This window comes from Streptomyces sp. NPDC005706 (assembly GCF_040631045.1).
Lineage (GTDB): Bacteria > Actinomycetota > Actinomycetes > Streptomycetales > Streptomycetaceae > Streptomyces.
Window position 1 is genome coordinate 139,673 of sequence record NZ_JBEXYS010000001.1, and the last position, 22,773, is coordinate 162,445.

General features: G+C 71.9%; 22 protein-coding genes and 2 tRNA genes. 13 read left to right on the top strand and 11 right to left on the bottom strand.

The window, feature by feature from the left end; translation table 11 throughout:
- Positions 1 to 10 precede the first annotated feature (10 nt).
- Together ABZ478_RS00605 and ABZ478_RS00610 are read right to left on the bottom strand one after the other, a co-directional pair.
- On the bottom strand, positions 11 to 769 hold the full coding sequence (locus ABZ478_RS00605) for a DUF2182 domain-containing protein (RefSeq protein WP_359544322.1): 759 nt from the start codon (positions 767 to 769) through the stop codon (positions 11 to 13).
- On the bottom strand, positions 766 to 1,380 hold the full coding sequence (locus tag ABZ478_RS00610) for a DUF1326 domain-containing protein (RefSeq protein WP_359544323.1): 615 nt from the start codon (positions 1,378 to 1,380) through the stop codon (positions 766 to 768). Before ABZ478_RS00610 ends, ABZ478_RS00605 begins: the two co-directional genes overlap by 4 nt.
- Positions 1,381 to 1,628: 248 nt before the next feature.
- Here ABZ478_RS00610 and ABZ478_RS00615 point away from each other — a divergent pair, with 248 nt between their 5' ends.
- From ABZ478_RS00615 to ABZ478_RS00625, 3 genes are all read left to right on the top strand, one after another.
- A complete protein-coding gene (locus ABZ478_RS00615) occupies positions 1,629 to 1,967 on the top strand; it encodes a DUF6412 domain-containing protein (RefSeq protein ID WP_359544324.1) in 339 nt (112 codons plus the stop codon).
- 125 nt (positions 1,968 to 2,092) lie between these two features.
- The gene (locus ABZ478_RS00620) at positions 2,093 to 2,809 is read left to right on the top strand and encodes a YidC/Oxa1 family membrane protein insertase (RefSeq protein WP_359544325.1); all 717 of its coding nucleotides are present in this window, start codon (positions 2,093 to 2,095) and stop codon (positions 2,807 to 2,809) included.
- 142 nt (positions 2,810 to 2,951) lie between these two features.
- On the top strand, positions 2,952 to 3,809 hold the full coding sequence (locus tag ABZ478_RS00625; RefSeq protein WP_359544326.1) for a fumarylacetoacetate hydrolase family protein: 858 nt from the start codon (positions 2,952 to 2,954) through the stop codon (positions 3,807 to 3,809).
- A gap of 132 nt (positions 3,810 to 3,941) precedes the next feature.
- Here ABZ478_RS00625 and ABZ478_RS00630 read toward each other — a convergent pair whose 3' ends face one another.
- From ABZ478_RS00630 to ABZ478_RS00640, 3 genes are all read right to left on the bottom strand, one after another.
- Positions 3,942 to 4,826, bottom strand: a complete 885-nt coding sequence (locus ABZ478_RS00630; RefSeq protein ID WP_359544327.1) for an LLM class F420-dependent oxidoreductase — start codon at positions 4,824 to 4,826, stop codon at positions 3,942 to 3,944.
- A gap of 92 nt (positions 4,827 to 4,918) precedes the next feature.
- Positions 4,919 to 5,419 (bottom strand): heme-degrading domain-containing protein, encoded by a 501-nt coding sequence (locus ABZ478_RS00635; RefSeq protein ID WP_359544328.1) that lies wholly within the window; start codon positions 5,417 to 5,419, stop codon positions 4,919 to 4,921.
- Complete coding sequence (locus tag ABZ478_RS00640) at positions 5,419 to 6,492, bottom strand: Gfo/Idh/MocA family oxidoreductase (RefSeq protein ID WP_359544329.1); 1,074 nt, start codon at positions 6,490 to 6,492, stop codon at positions 5,419 to 5,421. The genes ABZ478_RS00635 and ABZ478_RS00640 overlap by 1 nt, the downstream gene beginning before the upstream one ends.
- 56 nt (positions 6,493 to 6,548) lie before the next feature.
- On the opposite strand from ABZ478_RS00640, the gene ABZ478_RS00645 reads away from it, so the two are divergent.
- The 6 genes from ABZ478_RS00645 to ABZ478_RS00670 all read left to right on the top strand — a co-directional run bounded on the left by ABZ478_RS00645 (position 6,549) and on the right by ABZ478_RS00670 (position 12,646).
- Positions 6,549 to 7,739: an ROK family transcriptional regulator gene (locus ABZ478_RS00645; protein ID WP_359544330.1), complete on the top strand. Its 1,191-nt coding sequence runs from the start codon at positions 6,549 to 6,551 to the stop codon at positions 7,737 to 7,739.
- Positions 7,740 to 8,181: 442 nt separating this feature from the next.
- Positions 8,182 to 9,144 carry a hypothetical protein gene (locus ABZ478_RS00650; protein ID WP_359544331.1) on the top strand — a complete coding sequence of 321 codons (963 nt, stop codon included), beginning with the start codon at positions 8,182 to 8,184 and terminating at the stop codon, positions 9,142 to 9,144.
- A 143-nt stretch (positions 9,145 to 9,287) separates the two neighbouring features.
- The gene (locus tag ABZ478_RS00655; RefSeq protein WP_359544332.1) at positions 9,288 to 10,067 is read left to right on the top strand and encodes an HAD-IIA family hydrolase; all 780 of its coding nucleotides are present in this window, start codon (positions 9,288 to 9,290) and stop codon (positions 10,065 to 10,067) included.
- Positions 10,068 to 10,166: 99 nt separating this feature from the next.
- Positions 10,167 to 10,805 carry a hypothetical protein gene (locus ABZ478_RS00660; RefSeq protein ID WP_359544333.1) on the top strand — a complete coding sequence of 213 codons (639 nt, stop codon included), beginning with the start codon at positions 10,167 to 10,169 and terminating at the stop codon, positions 10,803 to 10,805.
- Positions 10,806 to 10,820: 15 nt separating this feature from the next.
- The gene (locus ABZ478_RS00665; RefSeq protein ID WP_359544334.1) at positions 10,821 to 11,489 is read left to right on the top strand and encodes a class F sortase; all 669 of its coding nucleotides are present in this window, start codon (positions 10,821 to 10,823) and stop codon (positions 11,487 to 11,489) included.
- Positions 11,490 to 11,614: 125 nt separating this feature from the next.
- Complete coding sequence (locus ABZ478_RS00670; protein WP_359544335.1) at positions 11,615 to 12,646, top strand: glycoside hydrolase family 6 protein; 1,032 nt, start codon at positions 11,615 to 11,617, stop codon at positions 12,644 to 12,646.
- An 89-nt stretch (positions 12,647 to 12,735) separates the two neighbouring features.
- Here ABZ478_RS00670 and ABZ478_RS00675 read toward each other — a convergent pair whose 3' ends face one another.
- The 4 genes from ABZ478_RS00675 to ABZ478_RS00690 all read right to left on the bottom strand — a co-directional run bounded on the left by ABZ478_RS00675 (position 12,736) and on the right by ABZ478_RS00690 (position 17,939).
- Complete coding sequence (locus ABZ478_RS00675) at positions 12,736 to 14,673, bottom strand: kelch motif-containing protein (protein ID WP_359544336.1); 1,938 nt, start codon at positions 14,671 to 14,673, stop codon at positions 12,736 to 12,738.
- Positions 14,670 to 16,655 carry a glycosyltransferase family 2 protein gene (locus tag ABZ478_RS00680; protein ID WP_359544337.1) on the bottom strand — a complete coding sequence of 662 codons (1,986 nt, stop codon included), beginning with the start codon at positions 16,653 to 16,655 and terminating at the stop codon, positions 14,670 to 14,672. Before ABZ478_RS00680 ends, ABZ478_RS00675 begins: the two co-directional genes overlap by 4 nt.
- A 313-nt stretch (positions 16,656 to 16,968) precedes the next feature.
- Positions 16,969 to 17,691, bottom strand: a complete 723-nt coding sequence (locus tag ABZ478_RS00685) for a FadR/GntR family transcriptional regulator (protein WP_359544338.1) — start codon at positions 17,689 to 17,691, stop codon at positions 16,969 to 16,971.
- A gap of 174 nt (positions 17,692 to 17,865) precedes the next feature.
- Positions 17,866 to 17,939: transfer RNA gene (locus ABZ478_RS00690), tRNA-Lys, on the bottom strand.
- A 184-nt stretch (positions 17,940 to 18,123) separates the two neighbouring features.
- On the opposite strand from ABZ478_RS00690, the gene ABZ478_RS00695 reads away from it, so the two are divergent.
- From ABZ478_RS00695 to ABZ478_RS00710, 4 genes are all read left to right on the top strand, one after another.
- Complete coding sequence (locus tag ABZ478_RS00695) at positions 18,124 to 19,191, top strand: peptidoglycan-binding protein (protein ID WP_359544339.1); 1,068 nt, start codon at positions 18,124 to 18,126, stop codon at positions 19,189 to 19,191.
- Positions 19,192 to 19,302: 111 nt separating this feature from the next.
- Positions 19,303 to 20,445, top strand: a complete 1,143-nt coding sequence (locus ABZ478_RS00700; RefSeq protein WP_359544340.1) for an SPFH domain-containing protein — start codon at positions 19,303 to 19,305, stop codon at positions 20,443 to 20,445.
- 122 nt (positions 20,446 to 20,567) lie between these two features.
- On the top strand, positions 20,568 to 21,173 hold the full coding sequence (locus ABZ478_RS00705; protein WP_359544341.1) for a lytic polysaccharide monooxygenase: 606 nt from the start codon (positions 20,568 to 20,570) through the stop codon (positions 21,171 to 21,173).
- Positions 21,174 to 21,295: 122 nt separating this feature from the next.
- Complete coding sequence (locus ABZ478_RS00710; protein ID WP_358930589.1) at positions 21,296 to 21,760, top strand: DUF3592 domain-containing protein; 465 nt, start codon at positions 21,296 to 21,298, stop codon at positions 21,758 to 21,760.
- 82 nt (positions 21,761 to 21,842) lie between these two features.
- On the opposite strand, the gene ABZ478_RS00715 is transcribed toward ABZ478_RS00710, so the two are convergent.
- Positions 21,843 to 21,916, bottom strand: a tRNA-Lys gene (locus tag ABZ478_RS00715).
- A gap of 87 nt (positions 21,917 to 22,003) precedes the next feature.
- Positions 22,004 to 22,762 (bottom strand): IclR family transcriptional regulator C-terminal domain-containing protein, encoded by a 759-nt coding sequence (locus tag ABZ478_RS00720; protein ID WP_359544342.1) that lies wholly within the window; start codon positions 22,760 to 22,762, stop codon positions 22,004 to 22,006.
- Positions 22,763 to 22,773: the final 11 nt, after the last annotated feature.

Genomic DNA, 22,773 nt, shown 5'->3' on the forward strand with positions numbered 1-22,773 from the left:
GCGGCCCTCCTCACATTCCGGTCATGCCGCCACCTGTGAGGGTCTGGGCCAGCGCCGGAACCCAGAAGACGGCGACGGCCAGCGCGAGCGAGGCGACGCCCACGGCGCGGGCCATCAGGTGGCCGGCCGGGGCCAGTTTCTCGATGGAGATCACGGCGGCCAGGACCACCATGGCCCACAGGTTCATCACACCGAAGGCCGCCAGTACCACCATCAGCGACCAGCAGCACCCCAGGCAGAAGGCCCCGTGGTGGAGTCCGGCCCGCAGGTCGCGCGAAGGTGGCGGGTACGAGGCGTAGCGCAGCATCATCCCGATCGGCGAGCGGCACCTCGCCAGGCAGCGGTCCTTGAGAGGCGTGAGCTGGTAGACGCCGTTCACCGCGAAGACCGCCGCGGCCACGACGGTCCCCGCCATGGCGGGCAGGCTCGTCACCCGGCCCAGGGCGGCGGCCAGACCGTAGGCCGGCAGCCCGGCCGCGGCCCAGACAAGCAGGTAGGCGACGGTGAAGACGACCATGCGCGGCGCCCGGTGAACGGTGATGGTGCGCGCGTACAGCCCGGCGACGGGCGCCGTGGCGGGCAGCATCATGGCCGCCATCATCAGCGTCCACACGGCGAGAAAGCCGGGCAGGCCCACACCCATGGTCCCGGGCATCGCCTGCGTGCCGCCCCAGCGCGTCACCATCCAGACCCAGGCGGCGGCCGCCGCGACCAACAGCAGTCCCGCGGGCCCCGCGCCGCGGCGGACGGCGACGGGCCGACCGGTCACGCGGACCACGTGAAGGGCGCCGAGTGGCCGTTGCCGCCGGAGAAGTCCCAGGACCGGCCGTAGACGTCGTTGCCCGTCGCGCGGCTGGACCGGGCAATGGTCAGCGTGCTGTTCACCGGGTGGAACATGCCGGTCAGGCCCATCACGGGGCCGTCCTCGCCGAACTGCGGCGCGACCTGGTCCTCGATCTCGATGTCGATGGCGTCGCCCACCCGCGCGGCGTGGCGGCGGCCGTCGTCGCGGTAGTCGATGGGGACGCGCTCCACTCCGAGGACCTCGCCGATGAGCGGGGTGAGCGCCGCCATCGGCCCGCCGGCCTGACCGGAGAAGACCTTGCCCAGCGCCTCCGCCTGGCCGTCGTCGGCCGAGGCGTCGAGATACAGCGCCACCTGCCAGCCGCCGTCGGCCATGACCCGGGGCGCGTCGATGAAGACGGCGGCGTTGCGGCCGGCGACGTCCACCCCGTCCACGTTCCCGCTGTCCACGTGGAACGCGAAGGTCACCTGGCAGCGCTCGTGGTCGGCCGGTGCGGTGAGGCCCGAGGTGGTGCAGGGGCACACCACGTCGCAGTTGCAGCTCTCCAGATACGTGCCGTTCAGATTCCAGGGCATGGCTTCCGCCTCCCTCGTCACGTCCCCCCGGTTCCATGTCCCCCGGTGAAATGCGTCGGGAGGGCCCTTTCGGTCCCCGTGCCGCTCTTCTCCCAGGCTATTCCCGAAGCCGCCCGCCCCGCAGGTCCGCTGCCGTCCCGGAGGCCCGTTCCGCCAAGTTCCGCGAGTGCGGAACCATTGTGGGCGGTGCGGGCGTTGTGACGATGAGGGGCCGGGGAACGGCCCCGGCAGGGGAGACAGGGGGTGTCGTGATCAGCCGCAGCCGCAGCCGCGTCGCGCGTCCGCCCGCTCCCGTCGCCCTTCTGCTGGTCCTGGTACATCTGTTCCTGCTCCAGGCCGCGCTCCTCGACACCGGCAGCCTGTCCGCCGCCGTCGCCCTCGCCGCGACGGCCGCCGCCGGGTCCGCGCTCGCCGCCTGCGCGATGCTCGCCGGCCGCTGCGCGCCCTCCGTCCCGCGCCACCGGGTCCGCACCGCGATACGCGACCGGGCCCGCCGTACGGCCTTCCTGCCCCAGCGCGACCCCGACGCCCGGGGACGCCGCCGGCCCCGGGCCCCCGGGCACGCCCTCGCGACGATCTGCGCGTAGGGCACCCTCTTCACCTTCACCGACGAGACCGCCGGTCCCCACCGGTGCCCTCGCGCGGGTCGTCATGCCGCCTGCCCACTCCGGTCACACCGGCACCGACGCATCCCGCTCCGAAGGGTCCACCCATGTCCGTCTTCGCCCGCCTCGTCGAGCAGCTCGCCGACCTGCTCCAGCCGCTCTTCCACGCCTCCGCCGCGGCCGCCGCGATCGTCCTGTTCACCGCTCTGGTACGGCTGCTCGTGCATCCCCTGTCCCGGGCCACCGCCCGTGGCCAGCGCGCCCGCGCGGAACTCCAGCCGCGGATCGCCGAGCTGCGCGAGAAGCACGACAAGGACCCGCAGCGGCTGCAGAAGGCGGTACTGGAGCTGCACGCCGAGGAGAAGGTCTCGCCGCTCTCCGGCTGCCTGCCCAGCCTGCTCCAGCTGCCCGCCTTCTTCCTCCTCTACCACCTGTTCTCGAACACCTCGATCGGCGGCGAGAGCAACGGGCTGCTCACGCACTCGCTGCTCGCCGCGCCGCTCGGCGGCCGCTGGACCGACGCCCTCGCCGGCGGCGGCGTGTTCGGGCCGGCCGGACTCGTCTATCTCGCTCTCTTCGTCCTCGTCGCGGCCGTCGCCGTCTTCAACTACCGGCGCACCAAGCAGATGGCGGCGAAGAACCCGGTCACGGTGGCCGCCGGCGACGGCGGGCAGGTGCCGGGACTCGCGGCGGTCGGCAAGGTGATGCCGTTCATGTCCTTCTTCACGCTCGTCACCGTGGCGGTCGTACCGCTCGCGGCCGCGCTGTACGTCGTCACCAGCGCGACCTGGAGCGTGCTGGAACGGGCCGCGCTGTACCGGTGAGCGGCGGCGCGGCGCGGGCCGGGGCTACGGTCCAGTACCTGAACAGGGTCTTGTGGACTGGACAGGGGACTTGGAGGATCGACCAGTCCTGCGATGGCTGCACCCATCCGCCGGGCGCCCGCGATCGAGGGAGATGGTGACCATGAAGCTGCTGCGAGTCGGTACGGCCGGAGCGGAGCGCCCGGCGCTGCTCGACGCCCGAGGAACCCTGCGCGGCCTGTCGGGGATCGTGGACGACATCGACGGCGCGCTGCTCGCCGACGACGGCGCGCTCGGCCGTATCCGGGCGGCGGCCGAGGCCGGTGAGCTGCCCGTGCTGGACGCGGCGGGGCTGCGGATCGGGCCTCCCCTCGGCCGGATCGGCAAGATCGTGTGCATCGGGCTCAACTACCACGACCACGCCCGGGAGACCGGCGCGGAGCCGCCCACCGAGCCCGTGATCTTCTTCAAGGCCCCGGACACGGTCGTCGGGCCGCACGACACCGTGCTGGTGCCGCTCGGGTCCGGCAAGACCGACTGGGAGGTGGAGCTGGCCGTCGTCGTCGGGCGTACGGCCCGCTATCTGGAGTCGGCCGAGGAGGGGCTCGCGCATGTCGCCGGATACGCGGTGGCGCACGACGTGTCCGAGCGGGAGTTCCAGATCGAGCGGGGCGGCACCTGGGACAAGGGGAAGAACTGCGAGACGTTCAACCCGCTGGGCCCCTGGCTGGTGACGGCGGACGAGGTCCCGGATCCGCAGGCGCTCCGGCTGAGGCTGTGGGTCAACGGTGAGCTGAAGCAGGACGGGACCACGGCCGAGCAGATCTTCCCGGTGGGGGAAGTGGTGCGATACGTCAGCCAGTTCATGACGCTGTACCCCGGTGACGTCATCAACACCGGTACCCCGGCCGGGGTCGCCCTGGGGCAGCCCGACCCGAAGCCGTTCCTGCGGGCCGGGGACGTGGTGGAGCTGGAAGTCGAGGGGTTGGGGCGGCAGCGGCAGGAACTGAAGGACGCGTAGGCGCTCCGCTGGGGGGCGGGGGGACTGCGGTTGGTTTTGCGGCTGCGGGTGGGTTCGTGGCTGGTCGCGCAGTTCCCCGCGCCCCTTGCGGGGCGCCTGAGGTTGAGCCGCGTCCGTTTGGGGGTGCTGCGGTTATCGCAGGAGGTCGGACAGGCGGCGCCAGGCCTCGCGGGGGAGGGCGTCCCGGTCGCCGCCGTCGACGATCTGGAGGGCCACGTGGTCGGCGCCCGCCTCGTGGAAGGCGGTGATCCGGCTGCGGATGCGGTCTTCGGGGCCCCAGGCGTAGAGGGCGTCGATCAGGCGGTCGCTGCCGCCCGCGGTCAGATCGGCCTCGGTGAAGCCCAGTCGCTGGAAGTTGTTGGTGTAGTTGGGCAGCGCCAGGTACATCGCCAGATGCTCGCGGGCCAGGGTGCGGGCCTTGGCCGGGTCCGTCTCCAGGACCACCTTGAACTCCGGTGCCAGCAACGGCTCTTCTCCCAGGATCTCGCGGGCCCGGGCGGTGTGCTCGGGGGTGACGAGGTAGGGGACCGAGCCCGCCGCCCGGTCGCGGGACAGCTCCAGCGTCTTCGGGCCGAGGGCCGCCAGGACCCGCCGCCCGGCCGGGACACCGGCCTTGTCCAGCGCGTCCAGATAGGCAACCAGCGCGGAGTACGGCCGCCGGTACTGCTCCGCGAGCTTGGCGTGGCTCACGCCGAGGCCGAGCAGGAAGCGGCCGGGACGGGCCGACTCCACCTCGGCGAAGGCGGCCGCGCTCTCCTCGGCCTCGTACTGCCAGATGCTCTGGATGCTCGTGCCGACGGCCAGCCGGGACGTCGCCTCCAGGAGCGGGAGGGCGTGCCGGGGCGCGCTGCTGCCGCCCAGCCAGGCCGCCCCGTACCCGAGTTGCTCCAGTTCCGCGGCGGCCTCGGCGATCTCGCTGCGCAGGGCCGGGTCCTCCGAGCGCAGGCCCACGCTCCAGACGCCGTACCTGCCGACGGTCTCCTTGGCGGTGCTCGCGTCGTTCGTCGACTCGCTCATCGGGTCACTTCCCTCCGGATGGGTGGCGTGCCGTGATCATCGTGCACGTCGGTCCCAACCGGAGGGAGCCGCGCGGTAATCCCGCCGACGGGCTATCGGCCGAGGAACTGCTCCAGCGCCTCCACGACGAACCGGTGGTCCTGGAGCTGAGGCAGGCCGGAGACCGTCACCGTGCCGATGACGCCCACGTTCTCGACGTTGACCGGGAAGGAACCGCCGTGCGCCGCGTAGGCGTCGGCGTCCAGGCGGGAGGACTCCTCGAACGTCGTGCCCTTGGCCCGGAAGCGGGCGCCGACCAGGTACGAGGAGGCGCCGTAGCGCTCCACCACCCGGCGCTTGCGGAGGATCCAGGCGTCGTTGTCGGGCGTGGAGCCGGGCAGGGCCGCGTGGAAGAGCTGCTGGCCGGCGCGGTGGATGTCGATGGCGACCGGGGCCTGGCGCTCCCGGGCCAGCTCGACCAGCAGCGAGCCGAGCGCCCACGCGTCGTCGTAGGTGAACTGCCGGAAGACCAAGCGGCGTTCCTGCGCCTCCAGCTCCTCCACGCTCGGGGTGATCTCGGGGGCGAACTTCGGGGTGATCTTGGGCTCGTGCATCAGAGGGTCACCGTCACCTTGTCGCGGGCGGACCGGCGGGCCGCCTCCAGTACGTCGAGGGCGGCGGCCGCTTCGAGGGCGGGCACCGGGTTGGGGCCCGCGCCGGTCAGGGCCGCCGCCACGGCCGCGTAGTAGGCGGGGTAGTCGCCGGAGAGGGTCGGTACGGGGCGGCCACCGCCGGTCATCGGGGACTCACCGGCACCTAGCCGGCCCCACAGGGACTCGGGTTCCGTGCCCCAGTCGGTGGTGGTGCGGGGGCGCTCGTTCGCGCGCAGGGCCGCCTCCTGCGGGTCCAGTCCGTACTTGACGAAGCCGGCCTGCGAGCCCAGGACCCGGAAGCGCGGGCCGAGTTGGGCCGTGGTCGCGGAGACGTAGAGGTGGGAGCGGACGCCGTTCGCGTGGGTGAGCGCGATGAAGGTGTCGTCGTCGGTCTCCGCGCCCGGGCGGCGGATGTCCGTCTCGGCGTACACCTCGGTGACCGGGCCGAAGAGGACCAGGGCCTGGTCGACGACATGGCTGCCGAGGTCGTAGAGCAGACCGCCGATCTCCGCCGGGTCGCCGGACTCGCGCCAGCCGCCCTTCGGGCGCGGGCGCCAGCGCTCGAAGCGGGACTCGAAGCGCCAGACGTCACCCAGCTCCCCCTTCTCCAGCAGGGCCCGCAGGGTCAGGAAGTCGTTGTCCCAGCGGCGGTTCTGGAAGACCGACAGCAGCAGACCGCGCTCCTCGGCGAGAGCGGCCAGCTCCCGCGCCTCGGCCGCCGTGCCCGCGACCGGCTTGTCCACGACCACCGGCAGGCCCGCCTCCAGGGCGGCGGTGGCCAGCGGGACGTGCGTCTTGTTCGGGGAGGCGATGACGATCAGGTCCAGCTCACCGGCGCGGCCGAACAGCTCCTCGGGGGTGCCTGCGACACGGACGTCCGGGAACTCGGCGCGGGCCTGCTCCTGTCGCTCCGGGTTCGAGGTGACCACCGTGTCCAGGGTGAGGCCCTCGGTGGCCGCGATCAGCGGGGCGTGGAAGACGGAGCCTGCGAGGCCGTAGCCGATCAGGCCGACGCGGAGGGGGGTACCAGTCATGCCTTCTACTTTCGCAACGCTGTTGCCAAAGTGCAAGCGGCGAGGACAATGGGGGGATGGGCGGCGTGAACAGCGTGAGCAGGACGAAGAGCGGACCGGTCGGAGCGAACCTGTTCGCGGTGCGGTCCCACAACACCGCGTTGGTGCTGGATCTGCTGCGCGGTGCCGGGACGGCGGGGATAAGCAGGCTGGAGCTGGCCGAGCGGACCGGGCTGACCCCGCAGGCCGTCAGCAAGATCACCGCACGGTTGCGGGAAGCGGGATTCGCGGCGGAGGCTGGGCGCCGGGCGTCCACCGGGGGCAAGCCGCGCACCGTGCTGCGGCTGGTGCCGGAGGCGGGGCACGCGGTGGGCGTGCACCTGGACCGGGACGAGCTGCGGGCGGTGCTGGTGGATCTCGACGGGGCCGTGGTGGGCGAGCGGCGCGCCGCGCTGGACCTCGGGGGCGGGGCGCGGGCCGTGCTGGGGGTGGTCTCGGGGGAGGTGTCGGGGCTGGTGGCGCAGGCGCTGGGAGGTCACGGAGCTTCCGGGGGCCTCCCCGGGGGGCTCGCCGGTGTCGGCTCGCTGCTCGGGGTCGGCGTGGCCCTGCCGGGGCCGCTCGACCATGCGCGGGGGGTGTTGCACCGGGTCACCGGGTTCCCGGAGTGGGACGGGTTTCCGCTGCGGGACGCGCTGGTGGAGCGGCTGGGGGTGCCGGTGGTGGTGGACAAGGACACGAACGCGGCGGCTCTGGGCTTGTCGGTGGGTGTGTGCGGTGGTGCGGGCGAGGGGGGCGAAGGCGGCGGCTCGTTCGCGTATCTGCATCTCGGTACGGGGCTGGGGGCGGGGCTGGTGATCGGCGGGAACGTGCACCGGGGCGTGCGGACCGGGGCGGGGGAGTTCGGACACCAGGTCGTTCAGCTCGACGGGCCCGCGTGCGAGTGCGGGAACCGAGGGTGTGTGGAGGTGCTGTGCCTGGGGGCCGTGGCGCGCGGTGAGGTGCGGGAGGCGGCGCGGGTGCTGGGGGTGGGGGCGGGGAACCTGGCCGGGCTGCTCGACATCGACCTGGTGCTGCTCGGGGGCCGGACCGTGACGGCGGCGCCTGAGGTGTTCGTGGAGGGGGTCGCGGAGGTGCTGGCTGCTCGGGCTCGGCGGGAGGGGGTGGCCGGGGGGTGTGTGCCGGTGCGGGTTGTCGGTGGGGAGCGGGTTGTGGCTGAGGGGGCTGCGCAGTTGTTGTTGGCGCCGGTGTTCGGGCGGGTGGTGGGGTAGGGGGGTGCGGGGGCGTTGCAGTCGGCGGTGCTTCGGAGTGGGCGGTGTTGGTGCCGGCCCGGGGGGTCTCGGTTGCCCGCGCTTGTAGGTGCCCGGTGTTGGTGCCGGCCGGGACGCGTTTCGCTTGCCCGCGCTTGCGGGGCTCGCGGGGTGCCTCCCCCACTCTCGGCTTCGCTCGAGCGGGGGGACCCCCATCGCCCACCCGTGCCGCCCTGGGGGTCCCCCCAGGCCCTTGAGGCACTGGGGGAGGCGCGCGTGCCCGCAGCCAAGCGGCACGCATGCCCGCAGCTACGGCGGGGCCGGTGCCCGGACCACGTGGGCCTGGTGCCCGCAGCCGGGGCGGGCCCGGTGCCCGCAGCCGGGTGAAGCTGAAGGGCATTCGGGCGGGGTTGCGGAGTGGCGGGACGGGGTTGGCGGGGCCTTCCGGGATAGTCATGTGTTTATGCGACTGTGTGCGTGCCTGTCCCTGTCCCTGGGTCTTGCCGCAGGCGCCGTGTTCGTGCCCGTGCCGTCGGCCGCTGCCCAGGCGGACGCCACGTGCGCGGTGTCCGGCGACCGTGCCTTTCCGCTGGCCACCCGCATCCACGGCGGGCCCGGCGCCTACGAGGCGGGCGGTGGATTCGGCACCTGGTACCTCGACCTCACCAACTCGACCGGCCGGACCTGCACCGACCTCCACCCGGTCGTCGTGCTCGTCGACGACAAGCGCGCCCTGAAGCCGTCCCAGCCCCAGCTGGAGTTCTACGACGGCACCCGCACCCTGCCCGTCGGCTTCGAGAGCACCGACGCCCAGGAGCTGGTCGGCGTGCTGGACGCGGAGGGATTCGACGGGTTCACCGTGCCGCCCGGCAAGACCGTCACCGTCAAGCTCAGGCTCTCCCTCACCTCCGACACCGCGCCCGACCGGATCACCGCGAACGCCGCCGTCGTCCAGCGCCGGGGCGCGGACGGCGACTGGGTCGGCGAGTCCAACGACTACCGCTTCACCGTCGACGGCGGGGGGAACGGGCGGCAGCAGGACGAGGAGCGGGACCCGGGACAGGAAGGGGACGGGACGCGGACGCCGGGAGACGGTGACGCGACCACCGGTCCGGACAGCAGCGCGAGTCCGGGCGGTACGGCGAGTCCCGACGGCAGTGCCAGTCCCGGGGCGGCGGCGACCCCCGTCAGCTCGACCGGCACCGGCACCGGCACCGGCACCGGCACCGAGCCCCGGCCGACGCCCGGCGGTGCCGATCCGGGTACCAGCGCGCTGCCCTTCACCGAGGCCGCGCAAGCGGCCGGCGAGCGGGCCCGGGAGCTCGCGCGGACCGGGACCGGGCTCGCCCATGGGCTGCTCGCGGCCGTCACCGTGCTCCTCGTCGTCGGCGGCGGAGCCTTCCTGCTGGCCCGCCGGCGCCGCTGAGGGCGGTTCCGCCTCCCCCGCTCAACTGACCTGCGACCTGCCCGGGTCAAGATCCCGGCCATCTGATTAGGCTGGTGGCGTCGGTACGCCGTGGTTCCGGCGCCCCCGTTCTTGACCGTACGCACGTCAGGAGACGCAAACGCATGGCAGACCGCAAGCCCATCGAGTCGTGGCTCACCGACATGGACGGCGTCCTGATCCACGAGGGGGTTCCGATCCCCGGTGCCGACGCCTTCCTGAAGAAGCTGCGCGATTCCGAGCGGCCCTTCCTGGTGCTCACCAACAACTCCATCTACACCGCGCGCGACCTGCACGCCCGGCTCCGGCGGATGGGCCTGGACGTGCCGGTGGAGAACATCTGGACCTCCGCCCTGGCCACCGCCCAGTTCCTGGACGACCAGCGGCCCGGCGGCAGCGCCTACGTCATCGGCGAGGCCGGCCTGACCACCGCGCTGCACGACATCGGCTACATCCTCACCGACCACGAGCCCGACTTCGTGATACTCGGCGAGACCCGCACGTACTCCTTCGAGGCCCTGACCAAGGCCGTGCGGCTGATCAACGACGGTGCCCGGTTCATCGCCACCAACCCCGACAACGTCGGCCCCTCGACCGACGGCGACCTGCCGGCCACCGGCTCGGTCGCCGCCCTGATCACCGCCGCCACCGGCAAGAAGCCGTACTTCGTCGGCAAGCCCAATCCGCTGATGATGCGCGCCGGGCTCAACGCGATCGGCGCGCACTCGGAGACCTCCGCGATGATCGGTGACCGCATGGACACCGACGTCCTGGCGGGCCTGGAGGCCGGGATGCGCACCTTCCTGGTGCTGACCGGTGTCACGCAGCCCGATGACGTCGACCGCTATCCCTTCCGTCCCTCGGAGGTCGTCGACTCCATCGCGGACGTGGTCGACCTCGTCTGAGGGCTCCGTCCGACGCCACCCGTCTGGAGTAATCGGGTGCCTCCCGAGGATGCGGAGGCACCCGGTACGGGGGAGCCTCCCAGTATCTGGAGGTTCACGATGGGCTCACAACGCCTCACTCTCGGTACCGGGACTCTCTGTGCCGGACTGCTCGCCATCACCGCCTTCACCACGGCCGCCTGCGCCGCCGTCGGCGGCCAGGGGAACTCCCTGACGGCCGACGGCGGCCAGGAAGTCTCCGTGACCCCGGTCTCCCCGGCCCCCGGCACCGATGTGTCGCTGCGAGTGCGCGGCTGCAGTGCGGCGCGTGCCGTCGCCGCCTCGAAGGCCTTCGTCGCCGACGCCCGGCTGACGTCCAACATGGGCATCCTGAGCGGCGACACCCGCGTACGCGCCTCGGTCGCGCCGGGTGTCTACGACGTGCGGGTCACCTGCGCCGACGTGGCGCTCAACAGCAGGATCACCATCGGGCGCACGGGCACGGGCCTGGCGCAGCAGCAGGGGGACGCCACCGGCGACACCGGGCAGCCCACCGGCCCGTCCGGGGCGCTCACCACGGCCGCCTCGCCCGTCGCGCCGGTCGCCGCGGGCGGTGGCGGCACCGCGCACTTCGCCACGGTGGCCACCGACGGGTCCGGCCCGGGTGCCGGGCAGGCGGTGACCGGCCTGGCCCTCGCCGGGGTCGCCGCGGCCGCGGTCGGGCTGCGCAGGGCCCGCCGGAGCCCGGGCACGGACTGAGCGCGGGCAGCGGCCATGTCGGACGAGTACGGGCACAGCTCCGCCACCGGACGCCTGGTCACCGTCCTGGCCTGGACGCTGCTGCTGTTCGGGCTGTGGCTGTGGGGGCGGGGCGTCACCGGCGTACCGCGGAGCCCGGAGGGGCCCGCCACCAGTGATGTGGCCGGGATCGGCCGCGCCGAGGCGGTCCGGTTGCCGCCCGCGGCCGAGCCGCTCACGGCCGCGGTCCCGCAGCGCCTCGACATCCCCCAACTGGCCGTCACCGCACCGGTCGTGCCCCGGGGGCTGGACGCGCGGGGCGCCATCGAGCCGCCGCCGTTCGACCAGCCGGGAGTGGTCGGCTGGTACGGCTCGGGGACCAAGCCCGGCGCGGTGGGGACCGCGCTGCTGGTCGGACACGTCGACACGGAGACCCGGCCCGCCGTCTTCTACAAGATCGGCACGCTCAAGCCGGGTGAGACGGTCCGGGTGGTCCGCGCGGACGGCCGGGTCGCCCGCTTCACCATCGACGACGTCCGTGTCCTGCCCCGCGACGACTTCGACGCCAGGACGGCCTACGGGCCCCGGAAACAGGGCCGCGCCGAACTCCGGCTGATCACCTGCGGCGGCGCCTTCGACCGGGCGAGCCGCAGCTACACGGCCAACGTGATCGTGTCCGCGTACCTGACCGGCACCGGCCCTTGACCGCCGGATCCCCCACCCGAGTGCGCCCCTGAACCCCCGCCCCACAGCCCCCGAGCGACCTCGTGACCCGTCGCGGCGGTGTGCCACGATTGGCACTCGGAACGATGCGCCCAGGGGGGAATCGCATGCACGACAGCAGGGGGGCCCGCATCGCGGCACGAGCTCGGGTACGGGCGTCCGCGGCGGTGCTGGGGGCGGCACTGCTGCTCGCCGGCTGCTCGTCCGGCGGGGACGGCGCGGACGACGCGAAGTCGGACATCGGCCAGCGGCCCAAGTCCGCCGACCCGTACTGGGTGAACCCGGACGGCAACGCGGCCCGCCAGCTCGCCGCCTACGAGAAGGCCGGCAAGAAGACCGAGGCCGAGCGGATCCGGCGGATCGCCGAGCAGCCGACCGGGGAGTGGATCGGCCCCGAGAACCCCGAGCAGGAGGCCCGCGGCTTCACCGAGGCCGCCGAGAAGGCCGACCGCACGGCCCTGCTCGTCCTCTACAACATCCCGCACCGCGACTGCGGCCAGTACTCCCAGGGCGGCGCCACCGACGGCGACGGCTACCGCGCCTGGATCGACGGCGTGGCCCGGGGCATCGGCGACCGCACCGCCACCGTCGTCCTCGAACCCGACGCCGTCCTGCACCTCGTCGACGGCTGCACCCCGGACGAGGTCCACGAGGAGCGCTACGACCTGCTCAAGGGCGCCGTCGCCAAGCTGAAGTCGCTGAAGAACACCAAGGTCTACCTGGACGCGGGCAACGCCGGCTGGGGCCACCCCGACCAGATCTTCGAGCCCCTGCGCCGGGCCGGCGTCGACCAGGCCGACGGGTTCGCCGTCAACGTCTCCAACTTCTACTCCACCGAGGACTCCATCGCCTACGGCAAGCAGCTCTCGGCGAAGGTGGGCGGCAAGCACTTCGTCGTCGACACCAGCCGCAACGGCAACGGCCCCTACACGGGCGGCGATCCGGCCCAGCGGTGGTGCAACCCGCCCGGCCGGGGGCTGGGCCGGACCCCGACGACCAGGACGGACGACCCGCTGGTCGACGCCTATCTGTGGGTCAAGCGCCCGGGGGAGTCGGACGGCACCTGCAAGGGCGGCCCGAAGGCGGGCCAGTGGTGGGCCGGTTACGCCCTCGGGCTGGCCGGGGCGGGCAAGCGGTAGCGAGCGGAAGGGGCGCCCTCCCGTGCGGAGGGCTCCCCTTCGAAGCCGAGGAACGCGGCTGCGTACCTTCCGGGCCCGCGGAACCCCGGTCAGGGAACCTTGACCCACTGGGCCTTGCTGGGCGTCCCCTGGTCGTCGTCCACGAACAGCATGTACCAGCCGGACTGCACCAGGTTCCGGTTCTTCGGCACCGTCACGGTGATCTTGTCGCCGGACGTGGTGAAGTCCAGCGCGATGGACCGCTGGTCCACGTCCGTCACATGCGTCGAGGCGCTCGGCCGGATCAGCCGCACCTTCTTGATGCCGGCGGCGTGCGCCGAGGTGAACGTCCCCGAGGCGCCCCGCGCGATGGTCCGCGGCCCCCCGCTGAGCGACGGCCGCGAACCCCGGTACAGGTACGGCGGGGTGTAGATCTCGATCCGCTGCTCGAACTTGCCGGGCTTGGTGTCGGCCGCGTCCGCGTACAGCGAGTCGGACCCGAAGAACATCACCCGTCCGTCCGGCAGCAGGATCGACCCGGAGTGGTAGTTGCGGCCCACCAGCGGATCGGCGACCTCGGTGAAGCTGTTGCTGTCCGGGTGGTACATCCGGGCCTGCAGAATGTCGGAGTCGCCGCGCCCCCGGTAGTCCTCCGAACCGCCGGACACCAGCACGGTGTCGTCGGGCAGGATCGAGGTCTGCGGATACCGGGTGCCCTTCGCCAGCTCCGGCCCGTCCACAAACTTCGGATTCTTCGCCTTGAGGTCGATCAGCCGGGTCTTCCTGCTGGACAGCTTCGACTCGCCGACCCCGCCACCGCCGACCACCATGAACTTCTCGTCCTGGGCCGGAGGCAGCAGCACCGTCCCGGACGTCTCCATCAGGTCGGCGTCGCCGAGCCCAGGCAGCTTGGTGAACTTGTTGGTGCCCACGTCCCAGACACCGGGCTTGCGGCCCACGTCGTCCGGTCCGTAGCCCGCGTTGGAGCCCGAGTAGAAGACCTTCCCGTTCTGCATCAGGAACAGCGCCGGGTACGTCGGGAACTGCCGGAGCTTCGAGGTGTACGACCACTTCTTGGTCTTCGGGTCGAAGACCTCGTTCTTGCCCGGCACCAGCTGGCCGATGTCGTCCAGCCCCGAGACACTGAGGACCTTGCCGTCGGACAGGGTGGTGAGCGTCGGGTACCAGCGGGCCTCGTTCATCGGGTCGACCTTGATGTACCGCTCGGCGACCGGGTCGAACTCGTAGGCGTCGCGGATGCCCTGGAAGTCCTTCTTGTCGAGGGCGAGCTTCTGCGCGATGCCGTACGTGTTGCGCGCGTCGGCTCCGCTCAGGCCCTGGATCCGGTAGTTGTCCTGGGTGCCGGTCTCGTACTTGGTGCCGCTGCGCTGCGCCTCGACGTAGATGCGGCCCAGGCCCGGGTCGTTGCGCAGGAAGACACCGGTCTGCGGATCGAACACCTTCTTCGCGCGGGGTACCAGCACCGGGTCCTTGGAGACGAAGGTCTTGCCGTTGGTCCTGCCGCTGAACCGGGTGCCCGCGGGCAGCGTGATCGGCTTGTCCGGGTTCTCGTTGTGGACGATCATCAGGCCGCCGGCCTTGGTGACGTCGCCCTTGAGCTTCTCGTACCGCCTGGTGCCGCCCGCGATCAGCAGGTTGCCGTTGGCGAGCTGGGTGTGCCCGGTGCAGAACAGGTCGGTGGGCGTGGGGATCTTCTTGATCGTGCCCTTGACCGGGTCCCAGATCCGGGTGTCGAACTGCTTCTTGTCGAAGTTGTCCTGGTTGTTGCCCGAACCCGCGACCAGCAGCACCTTGCCGGTGTGCAGCAGTGCCGCGTGGATGGTGTCCTGCCGGTACTCCGGTGGGAACTCGACGATGTCCCACTTGCCGTTGGAGGCCTTGTACTCCGGCTTGTTGATCTTGTACTGGTGGTACTGCTCGGTTCCGAAGCGGTAGAGCCACGGCCCGTTCATCCCGGCCAGCGCGACTACCACCGCCGTGCCTATCGCGAGTCGACGAGCACGGCGGCGGCCGGCCTGGTCCTTCATTCCTTACGTCCCCCAAGTCCACCAAGGGCGATCTGCATGGTCTGGTCGTTGCCCGCGGCCGGGCCGGCGTGGCCGGTCCGCTGCTGCGGGACCGGCGGCACCTGGGCCGCGTACCGCGGAGGCACCGCGTCCTGCGGCTCGGCCGCCGGGACGGGCGCCGGCGCACCGGCGGCGTGCCGGGGCCCGTTCTTCTGCTGCCGCAGCTCATGGCGCCAGACGAAGACCGGTGTCGCGGTGATGAGCAGGGCGAACGAGGCCCAGGTGATCATCGCCGGGTGGGAGTGCCCGAGGGCGAGTCCGGCGACGATCGAGCCGCCGAAGATCGCGATGAAGTACCAGTGGTACCGGAAGGTGCCGAACCAGGTGTCCGGGCTCGCCGAGTCGCCCTTGGGCGTGACCACGAACTTGCTCTTGCGGCGCAGCACCGAGTCGATCAGCGCCTTGGCGTACAGCGGCGCGGACAGCGCCGACATCACCATGCCGGCCACACCGCCGGAGCCCTCCGGCTCGTGCGGGGAGACGTTGTGCCGGCGGTTCCAGATGTACAGGCCGATCTGGAGCGCGGAGGCGTTGCCGTAGAGCATCAGCCACACGGTCGGGTCGATGTTCACACCCGAGGCGCCCATTCCCAGGAACAGGGCGCAACTCAGCGCCGCCAGGATCCAGTTGAGGGCGGACATCGGGTAGAAGATGATCATCATCGTGTAGTTGAAGAGCTTGCCGGGCGGCAGGGTGAAGAAGCCCTTCCAGTACTGCTTGAGGATCGTCTCGTACGTACCCCGCGACCAGCGCATCTGCTGGGTGAAGAAGTCCGTCCAGGCGTTGGGCCCCTCACCGACCGCGAGCACGTCCGGGGTGTACACGGACTTCCACTTGCGGCCCGTGGCCGGGTTCGTGGCGCGGTGCATCTCGAATCCGGTGGCCATGTCCTCGGTGATCGAGTCGTACAGGCCGCCGATCTGCTTGATCGCCTTGATGCGCACGGCGTTCGAGGTGCCCACGAACATCGGGGCGCCGTAGCGGTTGCCGGCCCGCTGGATGAGCGCGTGGAAGAGGAACTGCTGCGACTCGGCCGCCTTGGTGACGAACGTGTCGTAGTTGCCGTAGACCTGCGGGCCGATGACGAAGCCGACGTCCGGGTCGCGGAAGTAGCCGAGCATCCGCTCCAGGTAGTTGGGCAGCGGCACGTGGTCGGTGTCGACGGAGGCGAAGAAGTCGTAGTCGCCGCCGTGTGCCTCCAGCCAGGCGTTGTAGTTGCCGTGCTTGGTCTTGGCGCGGTGCGGGCCCTTGGCCTGGTTCCACCGGGCGACGCCCTTGCGGGAGAAGTGGCGGACGCCGAGCCTGGCGCAGACCTCCTTGACGGCCGGGTCGTCGCCCTCGTCCAGCAGCCAGACGTGCATCAGGCCCCGGTGACGGAGCTTCACGGCCGCCTCGAGCGTCTTGGTCACCATCTCCAGCGGCTCCTTGCCGGGCACGAAGGAGGTGAGGAACGCGACGCGCGTGCCGGTCTCCGGCACCACCGGGACCGGGTCGCGGGCGACCAGGGTGGCGTGCGCGTTGGACAGCACGTTCATACAGCGGAAGAACTCGATCAGGCCGATCGCGACCAGCATCACGATGTCCAGCGCGGGCAGGAAGTCGTAGGCGGGATAGTCGCGTTCGGTCCAGTGCTCCGGCTGGAGCAGCCAGAACAGCAGCACCAGCGAGAGCACCGGGGCCGCGCCGAGCATGAGCGCGGCCCGTACGCGGTGCGGCTCCTGGGAGAGCAGCGAACGGTACTGCACCTGGTAGGGCTTCGCCGGGTCGGGCTGGGTGAGGGGACCCGAGAGGCGGCTGTAGTGCTCGTAGTCGTATCTGGGCAGGCTCTTCTTTATTCGGCGGAACTGGCCGGTCCGATGCGTCACCGCACGAAGCTGTGTGGTCTGTGACGGGTCGTTGTGTTGTTCGTGGCTCTGCCCGGCGCCCGTCGGCGTGGACGTCATGAGTCATCCCCCTGCACGCGAGTCACCGCGTGTTTCGTCGGTTCTTACCGCCCGGTCGGGGTCCCCTCGGCCGTCACAGGCGGACATAGTGGTGGGTCGCAGTCACCATGTCCTGCACACCTTATAGACACGGGATCACGACCTTCCGGTTGCATGATGCCCCCCTCGGCATCGGCTCACTGAGCGGGGCCCCCTCCCCGCCGGCAGGCAACCGGTTGCTTCCCCCCAACTGCCGCGAAGACGCGACCTGGTGACAACCAGGGTTCTACGGCGTCCAGCGTGATCGCAAGACGGGAAACGTGGAGTTTACCGGTCAAACCCGTTGATTGTGGCGCGGGTGGTGTTCGGGGGGCTCGGGTGCGCCGATGGGGGAGAGCCGGGCGCGGATATGGCCGAAGTGGTCTCTTATGGCCTCCTCCGCCCGCACGGAATCGCCGGACCTGACCGCCTCCAGGATCTCCCGGTGCTGCCGGCAGGTGACCCGCGGGTCCTGCGGCACCTCCAGCAGATCCCGTCGGACGCGGTGGAAGGCCTCCCAGAACGCCTCCAGCAGCTCGCTCAGCAGTACGTTGTCCAGCCCCCGGTAGAGGGTGGCGTGAAAGGCGCGGTCGGTCTCGGCGAGGCCCGCCCCTTCGGCGGCCTCCTGTTCCATACGGGTGACGAGGGCGTCCAGTTCAACGAGGTCGGACTCCGGCAGGCGCCCGGCCAGCCGCGACACCAGTCCGGTCTCGACGGCCTCGCGCAGCTCCAGCAGCTGCAGCAGGGAGTCCTCGCCCCGGTAGTGCCCGGCCACCGTGCGGAAGGCGAGCCCCTCGATCATGGGGGCGAGCGACATGGGGCCCACGTAGGTGCCGAAGCCGTGCCTGATCTCCACGATGCCCATCGCCTGCAGCGCCTTCAGTGACTCGCGCACCGAGTTCCGGCTCGCCCCGAGGAACTCCATCAGCTCGGGCTCGGTCGGCAGCGGGGCGCCCGGGGGCAGCCGTCGGTCGACGATGAGCTTCTTGATCCGCTCCTGCAGGTCCCGGGCTGCCATGACGAGAGGGTATCCGGCCAATCGGGGGGACGGCCGGGTTCCGGCCCAGGACGCCGGTCACCGCGGTCAGGGGGGCGGGTGGCGGAGCCCCCGCGGCGCGTGGCGAAGTCGCGCGGAAACAGAGATGGCGAGGTGGTTCGCGCTTCACGCGAACACTCCTCGCCATCGTCATAGTGCGCCGCCAGGGACTCGAACCCCGGACCCGCTGATTAAGAGTCAGCTGCTCTAACCAACTGAGCTAGCGGCGCCTGCTGACGACAGAACTCTACCCGACCGGCGCGGGTGCTCCCGGCCATGTGCTGCGCACGGGGGAGCCGGTCATACGGGATGTACATCATTCGGACCGTCAACATGCGCAGTGTGACGACAGTTGTGAAACTGATCAACGTGCACAGTGGCGGACATTTCCACCCCGAATGTGAGGCAGATCGCATGACGGCTCCGGCGTTCGAAGAGGTCGACCCCGGGCGCGACTGCGACTGCCCGGCCTGCGTCCATGTGCGGCGGGCCGGCTCCCGCCCGCTGTCCGGGCGTTTCGGCGGCCACCTGGCGGCCCGGGGGGTGGTGATCGTGGCCGCCGCAGCGTCCGCCGCCCTCGGCGCGCTCACCCCGGCAGCCGCTCTCACCGCGCCCCAGTCCCCGCCCCGCCCCGGTGACCCCGGGGACGGTGAGCCCGCCACCCCGCAGGGTGCCAAGTCACCGCTGCACGGGCCGGCCGGGCCCCTGCCCGATCCGGCCACCACGCCTCCGGCCACGCCGCCCCCCGCCACCCGGACCCAGATCATCAACCGGGCGAAGGTCTGGGTGGCCGCGAAGGTGCCGTACAGCATGGAGGACTACTGGACCGACGGTTACCGGCAGGACTGCTCGGGATATGTGTCCATGGCGTGGGGGCTGGGCTCCAACGAGTGGACCGGCAGCCTCGACCAGTACGGCGTCAAGATCACCAAGGAGGAGCTGCTGCCCGGCGACATGCTGCTCTTCCACAACCCGGACGACCCCGAGCGCGGCTCCCACGTCGTGCTCTTCGGCGGCTGGACGGACCACACGCACACCTACTACACGGTCTACGAGCAGACACCCCCGCACGCCCGCAGCCAGGCCACGCCGTACCCCTACTGGAGCAACGCCTCCAAGTACGTCCCCTACCGCTACAAGGGCGTCGTCGCCGACACCGCGGGTGCGCAGGCGGCGAGCGACGACAAGGCGCCGCGGCCGGTCACCGGCCGGGCGGGCCCGTCCCGGCCCGCCTCGCACGGGGTGCCCGGCTACCCCGGCCGGGCCCGGTTCCGCCCGGGCGAGGTCAACCCGTACGTGACCGAACTGGGGGAGCGGCTGGTGAAGAAGGGGTTCGGCCGCTTCTACCCCACCGGTCCGGGTCCGCGCTGGGGCGACGCGGACCGGCGGGCCGTGGAGGCCTTCCAGCGCGGCCAGGGCTGGCGCGGCGGGGCCGCGGACGGCTACCCGGGCCCGGAGACCTGGCGCCGCCTGTTCTCCTAGGTTCCGTACTCCCGCTGTCCCTGCCGTCCCGTTCCCGCGGTCCGTCCCGACCGTGCCCGTCCCACCCTTACTCACTGTCATGACGCATCTGGCGCGGAGGCTGGAGCACGCATGAGTACGACCACGTCACACACGTCGGAGTCCGAGGAGCAGCCGGAGAGCGCGGGGCGCCCGGCAGGTGGCACGGCCACCCGCCCGGCCCGGCTGATCCAGAACGAGGCGACCACCGAGATCCCCGTCCATCTGCTGTTCCGCGACGAACCGGAGGCGGTGTCGGTGCCGGTGCGGCCCGCGGTGGTGGGCCGCCGGCAGGGCACCGGCGAGCAGCCGCGGTTCCGGCGCCCCGTCCAGGCCCGCAGCCGGACGGCGCCGCGCCTGGATCCGGAACTGGCGGAGCGTCCGGCGCGGGTGCTGCCCGGCCTGGCCGGGGTGCTGGCCGGCGCGGGCGGGCTCGTGGGCGGACTGGTCACCTCGTGGTGGGCGGGCGTCCTGCCGCCGCTCGCCGCGGGGGCGCTGCGCCTGCCGCCGTACACCGGCGCCGGGCTCGGTCCGGCGCAGTGGGCGGCGTTCGCCGGGTCCGGGGCGCTCGGTGCGCTCGGCTTGGGCGGGCTGGCCCGGGGCCGCACCGGACAGGCACGGCTGCTCGGGCTGTTCGGCCGCTACCGGGGGACGGTCCGGCGCACCGGCCTGCTCTGGGTGAACCCGCTGCTGCGCCGCCGCCGGGTGGATGTGCGGCTGCGGCACTGGCGCAGCGAGGTGATGCCGGCGGCGGACGCCAACGGGGTGGCGTTGCGGGTGGTGGTGCTCGTGGTGTGGCGGGTGCGGGACACCGCGCGGGCCGTGCTCGGCATCGACGACCACGAGACCTATCTGCGGGAGTGCGTGGAGGCGGCGCTGGCCCGGGTGCCGGTGGACATGCCCGCCGGGGCGGGCGGCGGCGTGGCGGCGGCCGGGGAGGCGCTGACCCGGCTGGTGGTGGCGGACGCGGCGCCGATCGGCCTTGAGGTGTTCTCGGCGCAGCCGGTCCGGGTGGAGTACGCCCCGGAGGTGGCCGCCGCGATGGACCGGCGCCGGATCGCGGCGCTGGACGCCCGGGAGCGGGCCGGGATGCTCAACTCGGTCGTGGACTCGGTGGAGGACACGGTGACCCGGCTGACCATGCGCGGCCTGGTCGAACTCGACGACTACGAGCGCAAGGTGCTCGTCCGGGACCTGACGGTGGCGTTCTGCTCGGGGCGCGGGGAGCGCGTGTGACGGGCCTGGGGATTGGTCTGGACATGTTCAAGGTACGGCAATAATCTGTGACTTGGTCTAGACCTACTGCACGGCTCAGCTCAGCTCAGTGAACATCCCCCACGTTCTCCAGGAGCGGCAGCATGCGCACCAAGACCAAGTTGACCGCAGTCGTGCTGGGCTTGGCGACCGCCGGAGCCTTCGCGCTCTCCGCCGGCGGCGCCAGCGGGCACGGCTACACCGACCTCCCCATCAGCAGACAGAAGCTCTGCCAGAACGGCACCGTGACGAACTGCGGCTCGATCCAGTGGGAGCCGCAGAGCGTCGAGGGCCCCAAGGGCTTCCCGGCCGGCGGACCCGCCGACGGCCAGCTCTGCAACGGCGGCCTCGGGCAGTTCGCCCAGCTCAGCGCACCGAAGACACCGTCCGGCGCGGCCTGGCCCACTACCCGGGTGACCGGCGGTCAGTCGTACACGTTCCGCTGGCAGTTCACCGCCATGCACGCGACGACGGACTTCAAGTACTACGTCACCAAGCCGGGCTGGAACCAGAACCACGCCCTGTCCCGCTCGGACCTCAACCTCACCCCGTTCCTGACGGTGCCGTACAACGGGCAGCGCCCGCCGGCCACCCTCAGCCACAGCGGCACCCTGCCGTCCGGCCTGAGCGGTCACCACGTCATCCTCGCGGTGTGGACCATCGCCGACACGGGCAACGCGTTCTACGCCTGCTCCGACGTCACCTTCTGAGCACCGTTCCGGTACAGCACGGAAACTGAGGTTCCCTTGAGGCCGGTCGGTCCTACCGCCGGGTAGGTTCCCGCCACGCCGTTCGACCGACAGCGGCGTACCGACCTCGGGGGAACCTCATGATGGAACTGCTCTTCTACGTCGTGCCCTGCCTCATGATCGCGGGCTTCGGGTTCGCCGCGTACCTGCTGATCCGCCGGGCCCGGCGGATCAGCAGGACGTGGAAGCACGGACTGACCGCTGAGGCGCGCTGTCTGCGGATGTACACGACGACCAGCGGGGGCGGCGGGGACACGTCCGTGCGGACGACCGTCCACCACGTCTACGAGTTCACCACCCGCGACGGCCGCACCCAGCGCTTCGAGGAGGAGGACGGGCCCGCGACCGTCCTCGAGGGCGACTTCGTCACCGTGCGGTACCTCGCGGAGCAGCCCCACCGGGCCACCGCGCTCCCGCCCGCCCGCGCCCGGCTCGCCGTCGGCACCGGCTTCGGGCTGACCTTCCTCGGGGTGTGCATCGCCTTCTGCTCGGTCTTCGTCGTCGTGGCCCACATGATGTTCACCGAGGCGGGCGGCCTGATGCCGTGATCCGTGCGGTCCGGCGGTGGACCGCACGCCGGACCGGGGCACGCCGAAGGGCCCCCCGCCGAGGCGAGGGGCCCTTCATCTGTGCGCCGCCAGGGACTCGAACCCCGGACCCGCTGATTAAGAGTCAGCTGCTCTAACCAACTGAGCTAGCGGCGCATGACTCTCGCCTTCCGCTTCCCGCGGCCGGCGACGAAGAAAATACTACCTGGTCCCCGAGGGTGCTCGTGACCACCCGGACAGGCCCTAGATCGCGAGGGACAGCAGCACCGGCGCCGCGTTCCGGTTGAGGGCGTCCGCGGCCTGCTTCAGGCGGTGCGCGTGCTCCACCGGGAGCGAGAGCGCCAGACAGCCGACCGTCGAACCCGCGGTGATCGGGACCGCGGCGCAGACCGTGCCGATCGCGTACTCCTGGAGGTCCAGGACCGGCACCGTCGGCGGCTGCGACTCCAGACGGGAGAGCAGCAGCTTGTCGCTGGTGATGGTGCGCGAGGTGAGCCGGGCCATCTTGTGCCGGGACAGATGGTCGCGGCGGGCGTTGTGGTCCAGCTGGGTCAGCAGGCTCTTGCCGACGGCGGTGGCGTGCGCGGAGAAGCGGAAGTCCACCCACTCGTTGACCGCGGGGGTGCCGGGGCCGGCGGCGTACTGGGTGACCGTGACCTCGCCGTCCACGTACCGGCTGATGTAGACGGCCGCGCCGACCGAGTCCCGCAGCCGGTCCAGGGTGCGCTGGAGCTTGTCGCGCAGGGCGCCCTCGCGCTCGTGCGCCGAGGTGAGGCGGCGCAGGGTCTCGCCGGTGACGTACGCCCCGTCCGTGACCTGCTCGACGTAGCCCTCGCGGCGCAGCATGCGCAGCAGGGCGGTCAGCCGCTCCGGGGCCAGGGCGGTGTGGTGGGACAGCTCGGCCTCGTTGACGCCGGCGGGGTGACGGGCCACGGTCTCCAGTACGCGCAGCGCGTTGTGGGCGGAGTGGTACGGAGCGGTCGGCTCGTTCATCAGCGCCACGGTGTCCCCCT

Coding starts and splice junctions, on each gene's coding strand:
- ABZ478_RS00675 (WP_359544336.1), bottom strand. CDS start 14,673: ATGAAGGACCAGGCCGGCCGCCGCCGTGCTCGTCGACTCGCGATAGGC.
- ABZ478_RS00670 (WP_359544335.1), top strand. CDS start 11,615: ATGCACGACAGCAGGGGGGCCCGCATCGCGGCACGAGCTCGGGTACGG.
- ABZ478_RS00695 (WP_359544339.1), top strand. CDS start 18,124: ATGACGGCTCCGGCGTTCGAAGAGGTCGACCCCGGGCGCGACTGCGAC.
- ABZ478_RS00620 (WP_359544325.1), top strand. CDS start 2,093: ATGTCCGTCTTCGCCCGCCTCGTCGAGCAGCTCGCCGACCTGCTCCAG.
- ABZ478_RS00655 (WP_359544332.1), top strand. CDS start 9,288: ATGGCAGACCGCAAGCCCATCGAGTCGTGGCTCACCGACATGGACGGC.
- ABZ478_RS00635 (WP_359544328.1), bottom strand. CDS start 5,419: ATGCACGAGCCCAAGATCACCCCGAAGTTCGCCCCCGAGATCACCCCG.
- ABZ478_RS00610 (WP_359544323.1), bottom strand. CDS start 1,380: ATGCCCTGGAATCTGAACGGCACGTATCTGGAGAGCTGCAACTGCGAC.
- ABZ478_RS00650 (WP_359544331.1), top strand. CDS start 8,182: ATGCGACTGTGTGCGTGCCTGTCCCTGTCCCTGGGTCTTGCCGCAGGC.
- ABZ478_RS00645 (WP_359544330.1), top strand. CDS start 6,549: ATGGGCGGCGTGAACAGCGTGAGCAGGACGAAGAGCGGACCGGTCGGA.
- ABZ478_RS00685 (WP_359544338.1), bottom strand. CDS start 17,691: ATGGCAGCCCGGGACCTGCAGGAGCGGATCAAGAAGCTCATCGTCGAC.
- ABZ478_RS00665 (WP_359544334.1), top strand. CDS start 10,821: ATGTCGGACGAGTACGGGCACAGCTCCGCCACCGGACGCCTGGTCACC.
- ABZ478_RS00705 (WP_359544341.1), top strand. CDS start 20,568: ATGCGCACCAAGACCAAGTTGACCGCAGTCGTGCTGGGCTTGGCGACC.
- ABZ478_RS00710 (WP_358930589.1), top strand. CDS start 21,296: ATGGAACTGCTCTTCTACGTCGTGCCCTGCCTCATGATCGCGGGCTTC.
- ABZ478_RS00680 (WP_359544337.1), bottom strand. CDS start 16,655: ATGACGTCCACGCCGACGGGCGCCGGGCAGAGCCACGAACAACACAAC.
- ABZ478_RS00625 (WP_359544326.1), top strand. CDS start 2,952: ATGAAGCTGCTGCGAGTCGGTACGGCCGGAGCGGAGCGCCCGGCGCTG.
- ABZ478_RS00700 (WP_359544340.1), top strand. CDS start 19,303: ATGAGTACGACCACGTCACACACGTCGGAGTCCGAGGAGCAGCCGGAG.
- ABZ478_RS00660 (WP_359544333.1), top strand. CDS start 10,167: ATGGGCTCACAACGCCTCACTCTCGGTACCGGGACTCTCTGTGCCGGA.
- ABZ478_RS00640 (WP_359544329.1), bottom strand. CDS start 6,492: ATGACTGGTACCCCCCTCCGCGTCGGCCTGATCGGCTACGGCCTCGCA.
- ABZ478_RS00630 (WP_359544327.1), bottom strand. CDS start 4,826: ATGAGCGAGTCGACGAACGACGCGAGCACCGCCAAGGAGACCGTCGGC.